The following is a 15,515-nucleotide window of genomic DNA, read 5'->3' as shown; positions in this document are numbered from 1 at the left end:
CACCGCCTCGGCCGCCCGGCCGGGGACTGGACCCGGAGTCGTCAGGTCTGCTGCTGTCGTCCGGGCTGCTGCGGCTGCCCGCCGCCGACGATCGGCTGGGCTCCCGTGGGCGGTGCGCCGCCGTGCGGGAAGCCTGTCGACGGCCCGCCGTCGCGGATCACGGTCTGGTTCACGAGCGGGACCCGCAGGCCCTCCCGGTCGAGCATCTTCTTGATCCGCACCCGCAGCGCCCGGGCCACGGCCCACTGCTGCGCCGGGGCCGTCCGCACGGCCAGGCGCACCGTCAGCGACTCCCCGGACAGCGCCTCGACGCCCCACACCTCGGGCTCGCCCATGACGTGCCGGCCGACCTCGGGATCCTCCGGCAGGCTCGCCAGCTCGGTCTCGAGCGTGCCCACCATGGCGTCCAGATCGGCGTCGTAGGGCAGCGGCACGTCCAGCACGCACTGCGCCCAGCCCTGCGACTGGTTGCCCACGCGCAGGATCTCCCCGTTGCGCACGTGCCACAGGGTGCCCTCCACGTCGCGCACGCGGGTGACCCGCAGCCCGACGTCCTCGACCGTCCCGGAGGCCTCGCCCACATCCACGACGTCGCCGATGCCGAGCTGGTCCTCGGCGACCATGAAGATCCCCGAGAGGTAGTCCTTGACCAGCGACTGGGCGCCGAAGGACAGGGCCACGCCCGCGATGCCGGCCGAGGCGAGCACGGGCGCGATGTCGAAGCCGAGCTCCGAGATGATCATGAGCAGCGCGACGGCCCAGATGACCAGCACCACGACCGAGGAGAGCACCGCGCCCACGGTGCGGGCCCTCTGCGCCTGCCGCTGCGTGGCGATCCCGGAGTCCTCGACCCACTGCAGGGACCCCGACTCGAGCTTGGAGACCACCCGGGCGTGGGTTCCCCGGGCGATGCTGCGCGTCACGCGCTTGATGATGAGCCGGATCAGCGCGGAGGCCACCAGTGCGATCGCCAGGATCAGCAGCACCCGGGCGGGGGTGCCGAGCCAGAAGGACCAGGAGGTGAGATCCGCGGGGGCGGGCTCCGTCGAGCCGAGCATCTGCATGCCCTGGAGGCTAGCGGGCCTGCCTGCACGCGACCTGGCTCCTGCGGCGCGCCCGCCGGGCGCTCCCAGCCCGCACTCGGACCCGTCTGGAACAATGCCCGGCAGATTCGACGCCGCTCGTCGGCTCGTGGGCCCCGCCCGACCCCCGTGAACCCTTCCGAGGAGACCCATGCCCTTGTTCAGCTCCGCAGCGCTGACCGCAGCCGCCCAGGCCGCCCCGCAGATCCCCGCCCAGAGCGCCTCGGAGGAGGCCGGGCTGACCGGCATCGCCGGGTGGTCCGTGGACCTCATGGACGCGATCGGCGCTCCGGGGGCCGGGCTCCTGGTGGCCCTCGAGAACCTGTTCCCGCCGCTGCCCTCGGAGATCATCCTCCCCCTGGCCGGCTTCACGGCCACCCAGGGCGGGTTCACGCTGTGGGAGGCCATCTTCTGGACCACGCTCGGCTCGGTCGTCGGGGCCATGGCCCTCTACGGGCTGGGCGCCTGGCTGGGCCGTCGCCGCCTCTACCTCATCGTGGACCGGATTCCGCTCGTGGACATCCACGACGTCGAGCGCACCGAGGACTGGTTCGACAAGTACGGCCCCTACACCATCTTCTTCGGGCGCATGGTGCCGCTGTTCCGCTCGCTGATCTCGATCCCGGCCGGCGTCGAGCGCATGCCGTTCTGGTTCTTCACGGTGCTGACGACGATCGGCTCCCTGATCTGGAACACGATCTTCGTGGTCGCGGGCTGGATCCTGGGGTCGCAGTGGCACCTCATGGAGCAGTGGGCCGGCGTCTTCTCGAACATCGTCTACGTCGTGGTCATCGTCCTGGTGCTGTGGTGGGTGATCCGCCGCATCCTCAAGATCCGCAGCGGCAAGACGGACAGCTCCCGCCAGGAGAGCGTGGACGAGGTCCTCGAGCGGCGCGCTCGCAAGGACGAGCAGGTGCGGCAGCAGCGCGAGGAGCGCAAGGCCGCGCGCCGCTCCCGCCGCGCCTGAGCCCAGGCTCGCGCACTGCGACGGCCGGCCGCCCTCGATGCGGAGGGCGGCCGGCCGTCGTCGTGCTGCGGAGCCGACGCCTCAGAGCCAGTCCTTGCGCTTGAACACGATGTAGAGCACGAGGGAGGCGAGGGCCATCAGCCCCAGGGCGTACGGGTATCCCAGAGCCCAGTGCAGCTCGGGCATCTCGTCGAAGTTCATGCCGTAGACGCCGGCGATCAGGGTGGGCACGACGAGGATCGCCGCCCAGGACGAGATCCGCTTCGTCTGCTCGTTGAGCTGCATCGCGGCATCGTTCTGCCGCCCGGCGGTCAGGGTGGCGTCGAGCTGCATCGCGTCGTTGAGCGCCTGGCGCAGGGACTCGACGCGGCGGGTCACCGAGACCGCGTGATCGGCCACGTCGCGCAGCCGGTGGCGCAGGTCCTCGTCCTCGCGGATCCGATCGCTGCGCGCCGCGCGGGCGAGCATGTCCTCGAGCGGCTCGACGGCCCGGTGGAATGCGGTGACCTGGCGGGCCAGGCTGTAGATCCGCGGGGAGACCCGGGGCTCGCCGGCCAGCAGGGCGTCCTCGATCTCGTCCAGGTCGGTCGAGATGCCGTCGAGGACCGGGAAGCAGTCGTCGACCGCCTGATCGACGATCGCGTAGAGCACGGCCGTGGGACCGCGCGCCAGCAGCTCGGGATCGGCCTCGAGCCGCTCGTGCGCTCTCCGGATCGTGCTCGTGCGGTCGTAGCGCACCGTGATGACGAAGTCCGCTCCCAGGAAGACGTGGATCTCGTCGAGGCGGATCGTCTCCTGGTCGTCGTCGTAGGCCGCCGGGCGCAGGACGGTGAACACGTCCCGGCCGTAGCGCTCGGTCTTGGGCCGCTGATGGGCCAGCAGCGAGTCCTCGACGGCCAGCTCGTGCAGCTCGAAGCGCTCCTGCAGCTGGTCGAACTCCTCCTGGGCGGGCGATTCCAGCGCGATCCAGGCGAAGCGGCCGTCGTCGTGCTCCCGGCGCTCGCCGAGCAGGCGCGCGCATTCGCGCGGGGACTCGGGAGAGGCGATCCGGCGCCCTCGGGCGTAGACGGCGCAGTGCAGCATGCTCATCCCGCGATCCTAGAGCGGCGCGGCGGGCCCGTCGGGCTTCCCTAGACTGGCCCGCATGGACTCGATCGGGCAGCAGCGCACCACCGCGAGCCGGCGCATCCCCGGTTCCCGGCGGGGTCTGCGCGCGGCCGCGGCTGCGGGGGCGGCGGGCCTGCTCGCGCTCAGCGGGTGCGCCGCGGAGCAGGAGCCCGCCCCGGAGCCCTCCGAGGAGGGGCCGGTGCTCGTGGGCGCGGGGCCCACGCTGCAGACCCGCACGATCGCCCACGCCTGGGTCCTGGCCCTCGAGGACGGCGGCGTGCCGGCGGAGGTCCGCGAGGTCGACGGCGGCCGGTCCGGCTACCTCGAGGCCGTCGAGAGCGGCGGGCTGGACGTGTACCCGGACTTCACGGGCGACCTCTACCTCGAGCTCGACGCGGCCTCCCCGGACGACGGCCCGTCCGCCGGCCCCTCCGCCGCAGCCGGCCCCAGCCCCGGCCCCAGCGGCGAGGACGACCAGGACGGCCAGGGCGGCGGCGGGGCCGAGCAGCGCGGGCTGGTCGACCCGCTCGGCTCCCTGCTGGGTCAGAGCCCCGACGGGGAGGGCTTCACCGATGCGGACGTCGAGACCGCCCTGGCGCAGGAGCTCCCCGAGGGCACGGAGCTGCTGCGCACGTCGGCCGCCGACCGGACGCGGTCCATGGCCGTCACCGCCGCGACCGGCGCCGAGCTCTCCGGCGGATCGGTGGAGTCGCTGGCCGAGCAGTGCTCGGAGATGACCATCGGCGTGCTCCAGGAGGAGATCGAGCGTCCCGTGACCGTGCCGGCCCTCGAGGCCCTCTACGACTGCCGGCCCGAGGAGGTCGTCGGCTTCGACACCCCGCAGCAGGCCGTCGACGCCCTGCTGCGCGACGAGGTGCAGGCCTCCGTCGTGGTCACGACCCGCCCGGAGATCGAGGACAACGCGCTGGTCGTGCTCGAGGACAACCGGGGCGCCATGATCCCGGAGCGCGTCGTGCCGGTGGCGCGCGAGGACCTGCCCGGCCAGGCCCGCGGAGTGATCGACGACGTCGGCGGGCGCCTGGACGAGGAGGCGCTGCGGCAGCTGACGCGGATGACGACGTCGTCGACCCCGTACACGCCGTACGAGGCGGCGGACTACTGGTGGGGGACCCAGCAGTAGTCCGCGGCGGTATCGTGACCGCATGCGCAAGATCACACAGTCCCAGAAGCTCGCCGACGTCCGCTACGACGTCCGCGGTCCGGTCCTCGAGCAGGCGGAGCGCATGGAGGACGCAGGCCACCGCATCCTGCGCCTGAACATCGGCAATCCCGCGCCGTTCGGCTTCGAGGCCCCGGATGCCGTCCTGGTCGACATGATCAAGAATCTTCCGCATGCCCAGGGCTACTCCGACTCCCGCGGCATCTACTCGGCGCGCACGGCCGTCGTGCAGTACTACCAGACCCGCGGGATCATGAACCTCGACGTCTCGGAGGTCTTCCTGGGCAACGGCGTCTCCGAGCTGATCAGCATGTCGCTGCAGGCGCTGTGCGACGAGGGCGACGAGATCCTGGTCCCGTCGCCGGACTACCCGCTGTGGACCGGAGCCACCTGCCTCTCCGGCGGCACACCGGTCCACTACCAGTGCGACGAGGCCGACGGCTGGAACCCGGATCTCGATGACATCCGCTCCCGGATCACCCCGAGCACCCGGGCCATCGTGGTCATCAACCCGAACAACCCCACGGGCGCCGTGTACTCGCGCGAGACGCTGCAGGGGATCGTGGACCTGGCCAAGGAGCACGGCCTCGTCGTCTTCGCCGATGAGATCTACGAGAAGATCACGTACGACGGCGCGGAGATGATCAACCTGGCCTCGCTGTGCGGGGAGGACGTCCTGTGCCTGACGTTCTCGGGACTGTCCAAGGCCTACCGCGTGGCCGGGTACCGCTCCGGCTGGCTGGCCATCACCGGCCCCAACTGGGCCGCCGAGTCCTATCTCGAGGGCCTCAAGCTGCTGTCCAACATGCGCATGTGCGCCAACGTCCCAGCTCAGCACGCGATCCAGACGGCGCTGGGTGGCTACCAGTCGATCAACGACCTCATCCTGCCCGGGGGCCGGCTCAAGGCGCAGCGCGATCTGGCCTACGAGCGGCTCAACGCGATCGACGGCGTGAGCTGCCAGCCCGCCCGCGGCGCGCTCTACCTGTTCCCCCGGCTGGACGTGGAGAAGTTCGGCATCGTGGACGACGAGCGCTTCGCCCTGGACCTGCTCAAGGAGCAGAAGATCCTGGTCAGCCACGGCTCGGCCTTCAACCTGGCCACCCCGGATCACTTCCGGCTGGTCTTCCTGCCGTCCGTGGAGATGCTCTCGACCGCGCTCGATCGCATCGAGGAGTTCCTGGGCTCGTACCAGCAGGTCGCCTGAGCCGGTGCGGCGCCCGCCCCGGTGAGCACGAGCGCCCCGGACCCCTCCGCGGGGTCCGGGGCGCAACCGTGCTCGGGGCCCGTCGCCCCGACCGGATCAGTCCTCGTCGTCGCGCGCCGGAGGCACGACCGACATCTGGCCCGTGCGGGTGTCCACCGTGGCCGTGTGCGCCGGGCGGCGCAGCATGCGCAGGATCAGCACCGCGAAGGCGACCAGGACGAGTGCCGTCATGACTCCCGTCGTCTGGATGGCCTGGGTGTAGGCCAGCCCCGCGGCATCGATGAGCTGATCGCCGTCGGGCACCTGGGCGCCCACGGCGTAGGCGCCGCCGAGCGTCTCCTGGGCCGCTTCGGCGCTCTCGGTGTCGATGCCCTCGGGAATCCGAAGGAAGCGCTGGTAGAGGCCCGTGACGATCCCGCCCAGCAGGGAGGTGCCCAGCACGGCGCCGACCTCGTAGCCGGTCTCGGAGATGGCCGAGGCCGATCCCGACTTCTCCGGCGGGACGGAGCCGACCACGAGCTCGGTGGACAGCGTCGTGGCCATGCCCAGCCCGGCGGAGAGCACCGCGTAGCCGATGGTCAGCGGCCAATGGGTGGCATCGGCGAACAGAGCGATCACGCCGTAGCCGGCCGCGATGAGCAGGATGCCGGTGACCACGACCGTGCGAGGCCCGGCCGTCCCGGCCCAGCGGGCGCCCACCAGCCCCGAGACGATCGCCAGGGCCATGCCCGGGATGATCATCAGGCCTGCCGTGAAGGAGTCCATGCCGACCACGAGCTGCAGGTGCTGGGTCAGGAAGAACAGGAAGCCGAACTGGGCCATGTTGGCGGCCAGGTTCACGAGCACGCCGCCCGAGAAGCGCCCCGAGCGGAACAGTCCGAGCTCGAGCATGGGGTGGCTCAGGCGGCGCTGGCGCATGATGAACAGGGCGCCGAAGGCCAGCCCGACGAGCACGGCCGCCAGCGCGGTCAGCAGCGAGCCGGCGGTGGCCGCCGTCTTGATGCCGTACACGAGCGGCGTCATGGTCAGGATCGCCAGGGCCGCGGAGGCGATGTCCAGCTTGCCGGGATGCGGATCGCGGGACTCCGGCAGCAGGAAGGGGGCCAGCACCGCGAACAGGAGGCAGAAGGGCACGGGCGCCAGGACAGCCGCGTGCCAGCTGAACCAGGTCAGCAGCCCGCCGCCGAGGAGCGGGCCCAGGGCGGCGCCGGCGCTGAAGCCGGCGGTCCACACGGCGATCGCGATGCGGCGGGAGCCGTCGCTCGTGAAGAGCACGCGGATCAGGGCGAGAGTGGCCGGCAGCAGCATCGAGCCGAAGACCGCCACGGCCACCCGGGCCGCGATGAGCATCTCCGGGGACGTGGACAGCCCGCCCGCCACGGAGGCCAGGGCGAAGCCGACCGCGCCGATCATCAGCAGGCGCCGGCGGCCGATGCGATCGCCCACGGTGCCCATGGGGATCAGCAGCCCGGCGAGGATCAGCGGATAGATGTCGACGATCCACAGCAGCTGCGTGGCGGACGGGCGCAGATCCGCGGCGATGTCGGGCAGCGCGAAGCTGAGGGTCGTCGTGGTGATGGCCACGGTGAGCACCGGCAGCATGAGCACGGCGAGGCCGACCCATGCGCTGCGACTCGTGCTCTGCTCCTGGGCGGCGGTCTGGACGGTGGACACACGGACCTCCTCACCTGATCTCGGCTCGTGAGCGCGAGCCGGGGCAGGGCCTCACCGGCGACTCGGACGAGCGGATGACGTCATCGGCGCCGTGACAGCGGCGCCCGCGTAACTGTACCGTCTGGACGGTCGGGCAGCACGCGAGTGTCGCGCGGCTCACCGGGAACGGGGTCCGCGGCATGCGCATCCGCCCGGGACCAGGACCAGCTCGGCCGCCGGTGCGGCGGCGGAAGGACGGAACGTGGCGCGCAGGCCCGAGGCACGAGAGCGGCTCATCGAGGCGTTCGACCGGACGGTCGTCGAGGACGGGGAGCGGGCGGCGACCCTCGAGGCGGTCGCGGCCCGCGCCGGCGTCTCCAAGGGCGGGCTGCTCTACCACTTCTCGACGCGCCAGGATCTGGCCGACGCGTCGGTGGAGCGGATGCGGGCCCTGGCGGCCGAGGGGGCGCGGGCGATCGCCGAGTCCCCGGAGGGCGCGGCGCGAGCCTTCCTGCGCGCCTCGCTGTGGGAGGACTCGCCGCTGGACCGCTCGATCCTCACCGCCTCCCGCCTGGTCCAGAGCGGCGACCGCGGAGCCCGGGAGGCGCTGCTGGAGCTCGAGGGCTGGTGGTACCGCCTGCTGCTGGGCGAGCTCGGCGATCCCGTGATCGCCCAGGCCGTGCTGCACATGGGAGACGGCCTCTACCAGAATGCGGCCCTGGGAATCCTCGCGGACCGGGCCGCGCAGCGCGAGGCGGTCATGGCCCAGCTGCTCGAGGCCGTCGAGCGGATGCGCCCGGCGGACTGAGCGGGGCCCGGGGGCAGCAGGAGCCTCAGTCCTGCGCGTCCTCGGAGTCCTCGCGGCGGGCCCGGGCGGCCTCGAGCCGGTCGCGGGCGCCGTCGAGCCACTGCTCGCAGCGGTTGGCCAGGGCCTCGCCGCGCTCCCACAGCGCGAGCGACTCCTCGAGGGCCGTGCCGCCGGCCTCGAGCTTCGTCACGGTGGCCACGAGCTCCTCGCGGGCCTGCTCGTAGCCCATGGACTCGATGTCGGAGAGGTCCGGGGCGGCGCCGGGGGAGGAGGGGGCGGTCTCGCTCATGATGCGGGGTCCTTTCGATGCGGGTCTGGGGCGGGCGGATCAGTCGTCGTCGCGGCGCTGGCCGGGGCGGCGGTCGGAGACGGCCCGGGCCTGAACCGTCAGCTCGCCGGCGGACAGGCGCACCGTGAGCTCGTCGTCCACGGTCACCTGCTCGGCGGAGCGGACCACGGCGCCGTCGTGGTCCTGGACCACCGCGTAGCCGCGGTTGAGGGTCTCCTGGGGGGACAGGGCCCGCACGCGCAGCTTCATCTGCTCGATCGCGGTGCGGTCCCGCTCGATGCGGTGGGCGGTGGTGCGCTGGGCGCGCTCGCGCAGGCGGTCGACGTCCTCCTCGCGCACCAGGATCATCCCCTCGGGCTGCTGCAGGGCGGGACGGGACCGGAGGGACTCCAGGGCGCTGCGCTCGCGGTCCAGGAACTGCGTCACGGCGCGGTCGAGCACGGCCCGGGCGCGGGCCACGTTCGCCTTCTCCTCGACGAGGTCGGGGACCACCCGCTTGCCGGCGTCCGTGGGGGTCGACGCCCGGACGTCGGCCACGTGGTCGAGCAGCGGCTGGTCGTTCTCGTGCCCGATGGCCGAGACGACGGGGGTCGAGGCCTCGGCGACCGCCCGGACGAGCTGCTCGTCGCTGAACGGCAGCAGGTCCTCGAACGCGCCGCCGCCGCGGGCGATCACGATGACGTCCACGTCCGGATGGGCGTCGAGCTCCGCCAGCGCGCCCATGACCTGGCCGACGGCGGACGCGCCCTGCACGGCGACATTGCGGATCTCGAACTGCACGGAGGGCCAGCGCAGCGTCGCGTTGCGCACGACGTCCTTCTCCGCATCCGAGTTGCGCCCCGTGATCAGCCCCACGCGCCGGGGCAGGGGCGGGATGGGCTGCTTGCGCTCGGGGTCGAAGAGGCCCTCCTGGGCCAGGGCCCGGCGCAGCTGCTCGATCCGCACCAGCAGATCGCCCAGGCCCACCGGGCGCACGCCGTGCCCGATCATGGACAGACGCCCCGTCTTGGTCCAGAAGTCCGGGCGGACCTGAGCGACCACGCGCATGCCCTTCTCCAGCGGAGTGGTCATGGCCTGCATCTCCCGGGCGAACAGCGTGACGGGGACGGAGATCTCCTCGTCGACGTCGCGCAGGGTCAGATACGTCACTCGCGCCCGTCGGTTCAGCTCGATGACCTGGCCCTCGACCCACGTGGGATCGCAGCGGGCGATGTAGGCATGCAGGTTCTCGGACAGCAGCCGCAGCGGCCAGGGGTTCTCCGGCGTGGTCAGCCCGGCCCGCGGGGCCAGCGCGGGGCGGTCGCCGTCGTCGGGGGACGGATCGCTCATGCCCTCATGCATACCACCTGACGGTCGGGCGAACCGGATCCGACGTCGCGCGGTGGACGGCCGCGGGGCCGGTAGCGTGGTGGACATGACTGCCGCGAGCCGCAAGAGCGCCGAGGGCCACCTCACCCGGGAGGGATCGCCGGAGCGGCGCACCGGCCCGCTCGGGTGGGTGCGCACCGTCCTGGCCGCCGTGCTGGCGCTGTGCGCGGGGCTCGCCGCGGTCGTCGCCCTGCTGACCACCTGGGTGGACGACACGATCATGGACCGCGGGGGGTTCGCCGCGCTGTCCGAGCAGCTGCTCTCCGACCAGCAGCTGCGCGACGAGCTCGAGGCCACGGCGCTGGAGACCACGTCCGAGGCCGTGCAGGACATCGACACCGGCGGCGTGCCGCTGGGCGGGCTCATGAAGGACTACGCGGACCGCGCCGCGCAGGACGTGCTGGGCGGCTACCTGGACAGCGACCTGTACTCGCAGGACGTGCGCGAGGTCCTCGAGGGCACCTACGACGCCAATGTCGCGGCCGCGGCGGGACCCGACGGGGCACCCGAGGACCTGCAGCTCGAGATCGCCCCGGTCATCGACGGGCTGACGACGGCGGTGAGCGACCGCCTCCCGATGGGCCTGGAGATCGACCTGGGGTCCATGGACCTCTTCGGCAGCTCCGACGGCATGCTCACCGTGCCGGACTCCGCGACCGGGCCCGTCCTGGACCTGATCGCGGCGATCGCGCAGCAGGCCCCGTACTGGTGGGCCGGCGCCGTCGCCGGGGTCGTCCTGGCCCTGCTGATCGCACGGCACCGCGAATGGGTGCTCGTGGGAGCAGGTCTGGGCCTGCTGGGCGGGGTGATCGCGGCCGGAGCGGCCATGCAGAGCTTCGCGGAGGACCTGCTGGCCTCCCCGGAGCTCGAGGGGGTCGCCCGGACCGTCCTGGAGCGGCTCATGGCCGTGCTGGGAACGGGCCTGGAGGAGCACCTGGCGCCCTGGATCTGGGCCGGCGCGATCCTGACCCTCGCGGGTCTCGTGCTGTGCGTCGTGCGCCTGACCTGGAGGGCCGGGGCCGACGGGGACGCCGCGGACGGCTCGCTGGCGGATCTGAGCCGACGCAGCGGTCGGCGCGTCATCGAGGGCTGAGGCCGGCAGGCAGGGGCCTGGGCGTCGCGGCCCGAAGCCGGAAGTGCGGGCCGGTGACTTGCATGACATGTCCCCGGCACCGGGGGAGCCCGTAGAATGCGGGGCATGTCCGCTCCCGTCGCACTCTCCATGCCCGTCGTCCCGCGCGAGCGCCGCTCTCCCCAGGAGATCGAGGCCGCCGCGCCCGTCGAGGGGCGGAAGAAGGTCCTGCTCGCCTCGCCCCGCGGCTACTGCGCCGGCGTGGACCGGGCGGTGATCGCCGTCGAGAAGGCCCTGGCGCACTACGGATCCCCCGTCTACGTGCGCAAGGAGATCGTGCACAACAAGCACGTCGTGCAGACGCTCGAGGCCGACGGCGCCGTGTTCGTCGAGGAGGTCGACGAGGTCCCCGAGGGCTCGCTGCTCGTGTTCTCGGCCCACGGCGTCTCCCCGGCCGTCGTGCAGTCGGCCGCCGAGCGCGGGCTGCAGACCATCGACGCCACCTGCCCCCTGGTGACCAAGGTGCATCGCGAGGCCGTGCGCTTCGCCAAGCAGGGCCGCCAGATCCTGCTGATCGGCCACGTGGGCCACGAGGAGGTCGAGGGCACCTTCGGCGAGGCCCCGGACCGCACGATCATCGTCAACGGCCCGGAGGACGTGGAGCACCTCGAGGTCGAGGACCCGGACAACCTCGTGTGGCTGTCGCAGACCACGCTGTCCGTGGACGAGACGCTCGAGATCGTCACGGCCCTGCGCGAGCGCTTCCCGAACCTGCAGGACCCGCCCTCCGACGACATCTGCTACGCGACGTCCAACCGCCAGGGCGCCATCAAGGAGATCGCGCCCCGCACGGACCTGGTGATCGTGGTGGGCTCGCCGAACTCCTCGAACTCGGTGCGGCTCAAGGAGGTCGCCGCCGAGTACGGGGCCGCCCGCGCCGAGCGGGTGGACAATGCGAACGAGGTCGACGAGGCCTGGTTCGAGGGCGTGCGCACCGTGGGCGTGACCTCCGGCGCCTCGGTGCCCGAGGTCCTGGTCCGCGACGTCATGGCCCTGCTGGCCGAGTACGGCTACGACGACGTCGAGGAGGTCGTCACGGCCGAGGAGGACATCCTGTTCTCCCTGCCCAAGGAGCTGCGGGCGCGGCTGTCGGCCGACGGCGACGCCTCCCGCAACCTGGGCGGCCGCGGAGCGCGCCCGCCCCGCTGAGACGCGGCCGGGGCTCGCCTGACGCCCCGCCGGGGCCCGCGCGGGTCTCAGGAGCTCCGAGCGTCCCCGCCCGGTGATCCCGCCCGGTGGGGACGTCCCTGCCCGGCGGTGGTCTCCGGCCTGTCAGAGCGCTCCGAGCCGCGGTCCGTCTGCGACGGGTCTGCGCCGCCCCCGGGCGCCGTCTCGAGCAGCTCGGGAGCGGTGATCGCCCGGGGCGTGGCCTCCACGGTCGAGGTCTCCAGCCGATCGTCGGCGGCGGCGGTGACATCCAGGTCGTTGAGCCGGCGAGCGGTGGGCAGCACGCGGGTCTCGAGCGATCCCACGAGCTTGTTGTAGGTCTCCACCGAGCGTCGGATCGAGCCGCCCATGGCGCTGAGGTGCCCGCCCACGGTGCCCAGGCGGTCATAGAGATCGCGGGAGAGCTGCAGCAGCTGCGCGGCGTCCTGGGCCAGCGACTCCTGCCGCCACGAGAAGGCGACCGCCTTGAGCGAGGCCAGCAGCGATACCGGCGACACGAGCGCCACATTGCGCGATGCGGCGTGATCGAGCAGGGAGGGGTCCGTCTCCAGGGCTGCCGACAGGGCCGACTCCACCGGGACGAAGCACAGCACGAGCTCGGGGGAGCCGACGGCCGAGGTCCAGTACTTCTTGGAGGCCAGCTGGTCCACGTGGGTCCGCAGAGCATCGGCGTGGGCCGTCCTCAGCTCGGCGCGTGCGGCGCGGACCTGATCCGAGCCGTCGTCCTGGAGGTCCTGGGCCTTCAGGTAGGAGGCCATGGGCGCCTTGGAGTCCACGATGAGCCGCTGCTCGCCGGGCAGCCGCACGACCATGTCCGGACGATGGGCTCCGTCCTCCGTGCGCACGTGGACCTGCTCGTCGAAGTCCACGTGGCGCAGCATGCCGGCGGCCTCGACCACGCGGCGCAGCTGGATCTCGCCCCAGGTGCCGCGAGCGGAGTTCGAGCGCAGGGACCCCGCCAGGGAGCCCGTGACGCGCTGCAGCTCGGCATCGGAGTCCCGGGCCTGCTCGAGCGCACGGGTGACCTCCCCGAACTGCTGCGAACGATCCTTCTCCATCCGGGTCACGTGCTCCTGGACCCCGCGCAGCCGATCGGCCAGCGGTGCCAGCGCGGTGAGCACGTCCTGATCCTGCGCCGAGCGCTCCTCCAGCGCCTCCACCCGCTCGGTCTGCAGGCGGGAGCTCTCCGCGGCCGTGGCCAGACGGCGCTCGAGCTCCGTGTTCTCCTGCCGCAGGGCCGCGATCTCCTGCTCCTGGGCCGCGGGCTCGGCGCGGCGGGAGGCCAGAAGCCACCCCACGGCCAGCCCGGCCGCGGCCCCCGCGAGGAACAGCAGCAGCGGGATGACGACGGCGAGGGCGGGGCTCTGTTCCATGCCCGTCAGATTCTCAGGGGCCTCCGACAGCACAGCGCGGCCCCGCCCGAGGCGGGACCGCGCCGTGCGGCAGCTGAGGGGGTCAGCCGATCAGAGGCTCCATTCCCACCCGGCCGAGTCGTAGACCGGCTGGAAGGCCAGGGTCCCCGAGGAGTCGGTGACGTCCAGCACGAGGGCGCCGGACACGTTCTCGCCCGGGCCGATGTCAGAGGGAAGGGCCTCGTTCTCGTCGAGGCACATGTAGGAGGCTGCCGTGCTGGTCTCGTTGGCGGTCCGGCCGGAGGAGTCCACGAACTTCCAGTCGAACGGGTTGAACATCATCGAATCCGAGTAGAAGAGCTCCTCCATGTCCGCGGCCGAGCCGGTGGTCGCCTCGATGTCGATCCGCACGAAGGACTCGTTCTCGGGCGCCTCCGCGTACGGAGCCGTGCACTGGTAGTCCGGCTGGATGCCGGTCACCGTGAAGGCGAGGGCCTGGTCGCCGGAGGAAGCCGTCAGGCGCGCCTCCTCGCCGATCTGCTTGGGGATGTTGCCGCGGGCGCTGAGGCCGTCGGCGCCCGCCGCCTCCTGGGCGCCGGAGCCCTCGGAATCCTCGGAGGACTCCGGATCCCCCGCCTCGTCGGAGCTGTCCGAGGACTCCGGGTCCTCGGGCTCCTCGGACGCGTCGTCCGAGGAGTCCTCCTGCGCGGAGCCCCCCTGTGCCGAGGCGTCGTCGTCGGCCTCTGCGGAGGCCTCCTGGGACTCAGGAGCCGGGGCCGTCTGCGTGACCGTCACGGTCTCCGGGGCGGGCTCCTGAGCCGAGTCCTCGGCGGAGTCGGGGGTGCAGGCGGACAGGGCCAGGGTCAGTCCGAGAGCGCCGATCACGACGGCGGGGCAGCGCAGGGGCAAGGGATCCTCCAGATCATCAGGGGCCCGTCGCGGGGCCGACGAGCCCCCAGAGCCTAAGCAGATTCCCAGGGAACTGCATGTTGTTGCCGCAGATGGCCCCGGACCGGCGCGCGTCCGTCCGACGGCGGCCTCAGAGCCACCCGTTGTCCTGCGCCGCCCGCGCCGCGGCCGCTCGGTTCGCGGTGTGGGTCTTGCCGATCGCCGAGGACAGGTGATTGCGCACGGTCCCCGCGGACAGGTGCAGCGCAGAGGCCATCTCCTTGACCGCGGCCCCCTCCAGGGCGAGGCGCAGGACGTCGCGCTCCCGCTCCGTCAGCGGGCTGCCGCCGGCGACCAGGGACTCCTCGGCCAGCGACGGGTCGATGACCCTCCCGCCGGAGTGCACCGTCCGCACGGCCCGGGCGAGCTCCGCGGCGGGGGTGTCCTTCACCACGAAGCCGCTGGCGCCGGCGTCCAGGGCACGGCGCAGGTATCCCGGCCGGCCGAAGGTGGTGACGATCAGCGCGCGGCAGGCCAGTCCCGCGGCCCCCAGGTCCCGGGCGGCGTCGATCCCGGAGCCCCCGGGCATCTCGATGTCCAGCAGGGCGACGTCTGCGCGGTGCTCGCGCGCCAGCTCGACGACCCGCGCGCCGGAGCCCGTCTCGGCGACGATCTCCAGATCGGCCTCGAGGCCCAGCAGGGCGGCCATGGCACCGCGCACCAGGGCCTGGTCATCGGCCAGCAGGACTCGGATGGGGGAGCTCATGGGCCCAGGCTCTCAGCTGCCGGCCCGGGGCAGCATGACCTCGAGGCGGGTCCCCGGTCGGTCGCAGGGTGCGCCCAGCCGGGACGGCCCGAGACTCAGCTGCCCGCCGGCCTGCTGCACGCGCTCGGACAGGCCCCGCAGGCCGCTGCCCGCGCCGCGCTCCTCCGGCAGCCCGATGCCGTCGTCCTCGACGACCAGCCGGCCCGGCTCCGCGTGCACGACGCAGCGCGAGGCGCCGGAGTGCCGCACGACATTCGTGGCTCTTCACAATTCGGGGTGTAGGTGTGGTCTGAATCCGCCGGCTTCGAGGAGTGCGCGGGCTATGTAGTTGGTGAGGTTGCGGAAGCCGAGGGCCAGGCCACGCAGGTGCTCGAGGCGACCGTTCACGGCTTCGGTAGGTCCGTTGCTCGTGCGCGGCCGGTCGAAGTAGGCCAGGACGTCGCAGGCGCGTCTGGTCAGGGTGCGGCCGAGCTTGCGCAGTTCTACGGGGATGAACCCTGAGTGGTGGACACGCTGAGTCTGGCCCATAATGGGCCGGAGAATGCGAGT

General features: G+C 72.6%; 16 protein-coding genes. 6 read left to right on the top strand and 10 right to left on the bottom strand.

Translation table 11 applies throughout. The annotated features are described in order from the left end of the window. Positions 1-41: 41 nt before the first annotated feature. A complete protein-coding gene (locus FSY66_RS08060; protein WP_144793381.1) occupies positions 42-1,064 on the bottom strand; it encodes a mechanosensitive ion channel family protein in 1,023 nt (340 codons plus the stop codon). 169 nt (positions 1,065-1,233) lie between these two features. On the opposite strand from FSY66_RS08060, the gene FSY66_RS08055 reads away from it, so the two are divergent. Beyond that, complete coding sequence (locus FSY66_RS08055; RefSeq protein ID WP_144793378.1) at positions 1,234-2,049, top strand: DedA family protein; 816 nt, start codon at positions 1,234-1,236, stop codon at positions 2,047-2,049. An 81-nt stretch (positions 2,050-2,130) separates the two neighbouring features. Here FSY66_RS08055 and corA read toward each other — a convergent pair whose 3' ends face one another. Beyond that, positions 2,131-3,138: a magnesium/cobalt transporter CorA gene (corA, locus tag FSY66_RS08050; RefSeq protein ID WP_144793373.1), complete on the bottom strand. Its 1,008-nt coding sequence runs from the start codon at positions 3,136-3,138 to the stop codon at positions 2,131-2,133. A 55-nt stretch (positions 3,139-3,193) separates the two neighbouring features. Between corA and FSY66_RS08045 the strand changes: the two genes are divergently transcribed. Continuing rightward, on the top strand, positions 3,194-4,297 hold the full coding sequence (locus FSY66_RS08045) for a glycine betaine ABC transporter substrate-binding protein (protein WP_144793370.1): 1,104 nt from the start codon (positions 3,194-3,196) through the stop codon (positions 4,295-4,297). 22 nt (positions 4,298-4,319) lie between these two features. Further along, positions 4,320-5,543, top strand: coding sequence for a pyridoxal phosphate-dependent aminotransferase (locus FSY66_RS08040; RefSeq protein WP_144793367.1), 1,224 nt, complete (start codon positions 4,320-4,322; stop codon positions 5,541-5,543). Between the two features lie 96 nt (positions 5,544-5,639). Here the strand turns inward: FSY66_RS08040 and FSY66_RS08035 are convergent, their stop codons facing one another. After that, positions 5,640-7,217: an MFS transporter gene (locus tag FSY66_RS08035; RefSeq protein ID WP_144793364.1), complete on the bottom strand. Its 1,578-nt coding sequence runs from the start codon at positions 7,215-7,217 to the stop codon at positions 5,640-5,642. Between the two features lie 241 nt (positions 7,218-7,458). On the opposite strand from FSY66_RS08035, the gene FSY66_RS08030 reads away from it, so the two are divergent. Then, the gene (locus tag FSY66_RS08030) at positions 7,459-8,004 is read left to right on the top strand and encodes a TetR family transcriptional regulator (protein WP_144793361.1); all 546 of its coding nucleotides are present in this window, start codon (positions 7,459-7,461) and stop codon (positions 8,002-8,004) included. A gap of 25 nt (positions 8,005-8,029) precedes the next feature. Here the strand turns inward: FSY66_RS08030 and FSY66_RS08025 are convergent, their stop codons facing one another. Further along, positions 8,030-8,293, bottom strand: a complete 264-nt coding sequence (locus FSY66_RS08025) for an exodeoxyribonuclease VII small subunit (protein ID WP_144793358.1) — start codon at positions 8,291-8,293, stop codon at positions 8,030-8,032. Positions 8,294-8,332: 39 nt separating this feature from the next. Next, on the bottom strand, positions 8,333-9,622 hold the full coding sequence (xseA, locus tag FSY66_RS08020) for an exodeoxyribonuclease VII large subunit (protein WP_144793355.1): 1,290 nt from the start codon (positions 9,620-9,622) through the stop codon (positions 8,333-8,335). Positions 9,623-9,707: 85 nt separating this feature from the next. Here xseA and FSY66_RS08015 point away from each other — a divergent pair, with 85 nt between their 5' ends. Next, positions 9,708-10,754: a hypothetical protein gene (locus FSY66_RS08015; RefSeq protein WP_144793352.1), complete on the top strand. Its 1,047-nt coding sequence runs from the start codon at positions 9,708-9,710 to the stop codon at positions 10,752-10,754. A gap of 105 nt (positions 10,755-10,859) precedes the next feature. Continuing rightward, positions 10,860-11,942, top strand: a complete 1,083-nt coding sequence (locus FSY66_RS08010) for a 4-hydroxy-3-methylbut-2-enyl diphosphate reductase (protein ID WP_144793349.1) — start codon at positions 10,860-10,862, stop codon at positions 11,940-11,942. Positions 11,943-11,989: 47 nt separating this feature from the next. Here FSY66_RS08010 and FSY66_RS08005 read toward each other — a convergent pair whose 3' ends face one another. From FSY66_RS08005 to FSY66_RS07985, 5 genes are all read right to left on the bottom strand, one after another. Further along, on the bottom strand, positions 11,990-13,333 hold the full coding sequence (locus FSY66_RS08005; RefSeq protein ID WP_144793344.1) for a DNA recombination protein RmuC: 1,344 nt from the start codon (positions 13,331-13,333) through the stop codon (positions 11,990-11,992). A 90-nt stretch (positions 13,334-13,423) separates the two neighbouring features. Continuing rightward, positions 13,424-14,221, bottom strand: coding sequence for a hypothetical protein (locus FSY66_RS08000; protein WP_144793341.1), 798 nt, complete (start codon positions 14,219-14,221; stop codon positions 13,424-13,426). Between the two features lie 130 nt (positions 14,222-14,351). Next, entirely contained in the window at positions 14,352-14,966 is a 615-nt protein-coding gene (locus tag FSY66_RS07995) for a response regulator transcription factor (RefSeq protein WP_144793338.1), read from the bottom strand. Between the two features lie 12 nt (positions 14,967-14,978). Continuing rightward, positions 14,979-15,215, bottom strand: a complete 237-nt coding sequence (locus FSY66_RS07990; RefSeq protein WP_144793335.1) for a hypothetical protein — start codon at positions 15,213-15,215, stop codon at positions 14,979-14,981. Between the two features lie 15 nt (positions 15,216-15,230). Then, positions 15,231-15,515: transposase (locus FSY66_RS07985; RefSeq protein WP_260853590.1), on the bottom strand; the 285-nt coding region annotated here is incomplete at its 5' end.

The organism is Kocuria palustris (assembly GCF_007666205.1).
In the GTDB taxonomy this organism is placed as follows: domain Bacteria; phylum Actinomycetota; class Actinomycetes; order Actinomycetales; family Micrococcaceae; genus Kocuria; species Kocuria palustris_A.
The sequence above is the reverse complement of the archived record's forward strand: the minus strand, read 5'-3'. Positions and strand labels throughout refer to the sequence as shown.

What these genes read in the sequence shown, in the direction of transcription:
- FSY66_RS08060 (WP_144793381.1), bottom strand. Translation starts at nt 1,064, where the DNA reads ATGCAGATGCTCGGCTCGACGGAGCCCGCCCCCGCGGATCTCACCTCC.
- FSY66_RS08055 (WP_144793378.1), top strand. Translation starts at nt 1,234, where the DNA reads ATGCCCTTGTTCAGCTCCGCAGCGCTGACCGCAGCCGCCCAGGCCGCC.
- corA (WP_144793373.1), bottom strand. Translation starts at nt 3,138, where the DNA reads ATGAGCATGCTGCACTGCGCCGTCTACGCCCGAGGGCGCCGGATCGCC.
- FSY66_RS08045 (WP_144793370.1), top strand. Translation starts at nt 3,194, where the DNA reads ATGGACTCGATCGGGCAGCAGCGCACCACCGCGAGCCGGCGCATCCCC.
- FSY66_RS08040 (WP_144793367.1), top strand. Translation starts at nt 4,320, where the DNA reads ATGCGCAAGATCACACAGTCCCAGAAGCTCGCCGACGTCCGCTACGAC.
- FSY66_RS08025 (WP_144793358.1), bottom strand. Translation starts at nt 8,293, where the DNA reads ATGAGCGAGACCGCCCCCTCCTCCCCCGGCGCCGCCCCGGACCTCTCC.
- xseA (WP_144793355.1), bottom strand. Translation starts at nt 9,622, where the DNA reads ATGAGCGATCCGTCCCCCGACGACGGCGACCGCCCCGCGCTGGCCCCG.
- FSY66_RS08015 (WP_144793352.1), top strand. Translation starts at nt 9,708, where the DNA reads ATGACTGCCGCGAGCCGCAAGAGCGCCGAGGGCCACCTCACCCGGGAG.
- FSY66_RS08010 (WP_144793349.1), top strand. Translation starts at nt 10,860, where the DNA reads ATGTCCGCTCCCGTCGCACTCTCCATGCCCGTCGTCCCGCGCGAGCGC.
- FSY66_RS08005 (WP_144793344.1), bottom strand. Translation starts at nt 13,333, where the DNA reads ATGGAACAGAGCCCCGCCCTCGCCGTCGTCATCCCGCTGCTGCTGTTC.
- FSY66_RS07995 (WP_144793338.1), bottom strand. Translation starts at nt 14,966, where the DNA reads ATGAGCTCCCCCATCCGAGTCCTGCTGGCCGATGACCAGGCCCTGGTG.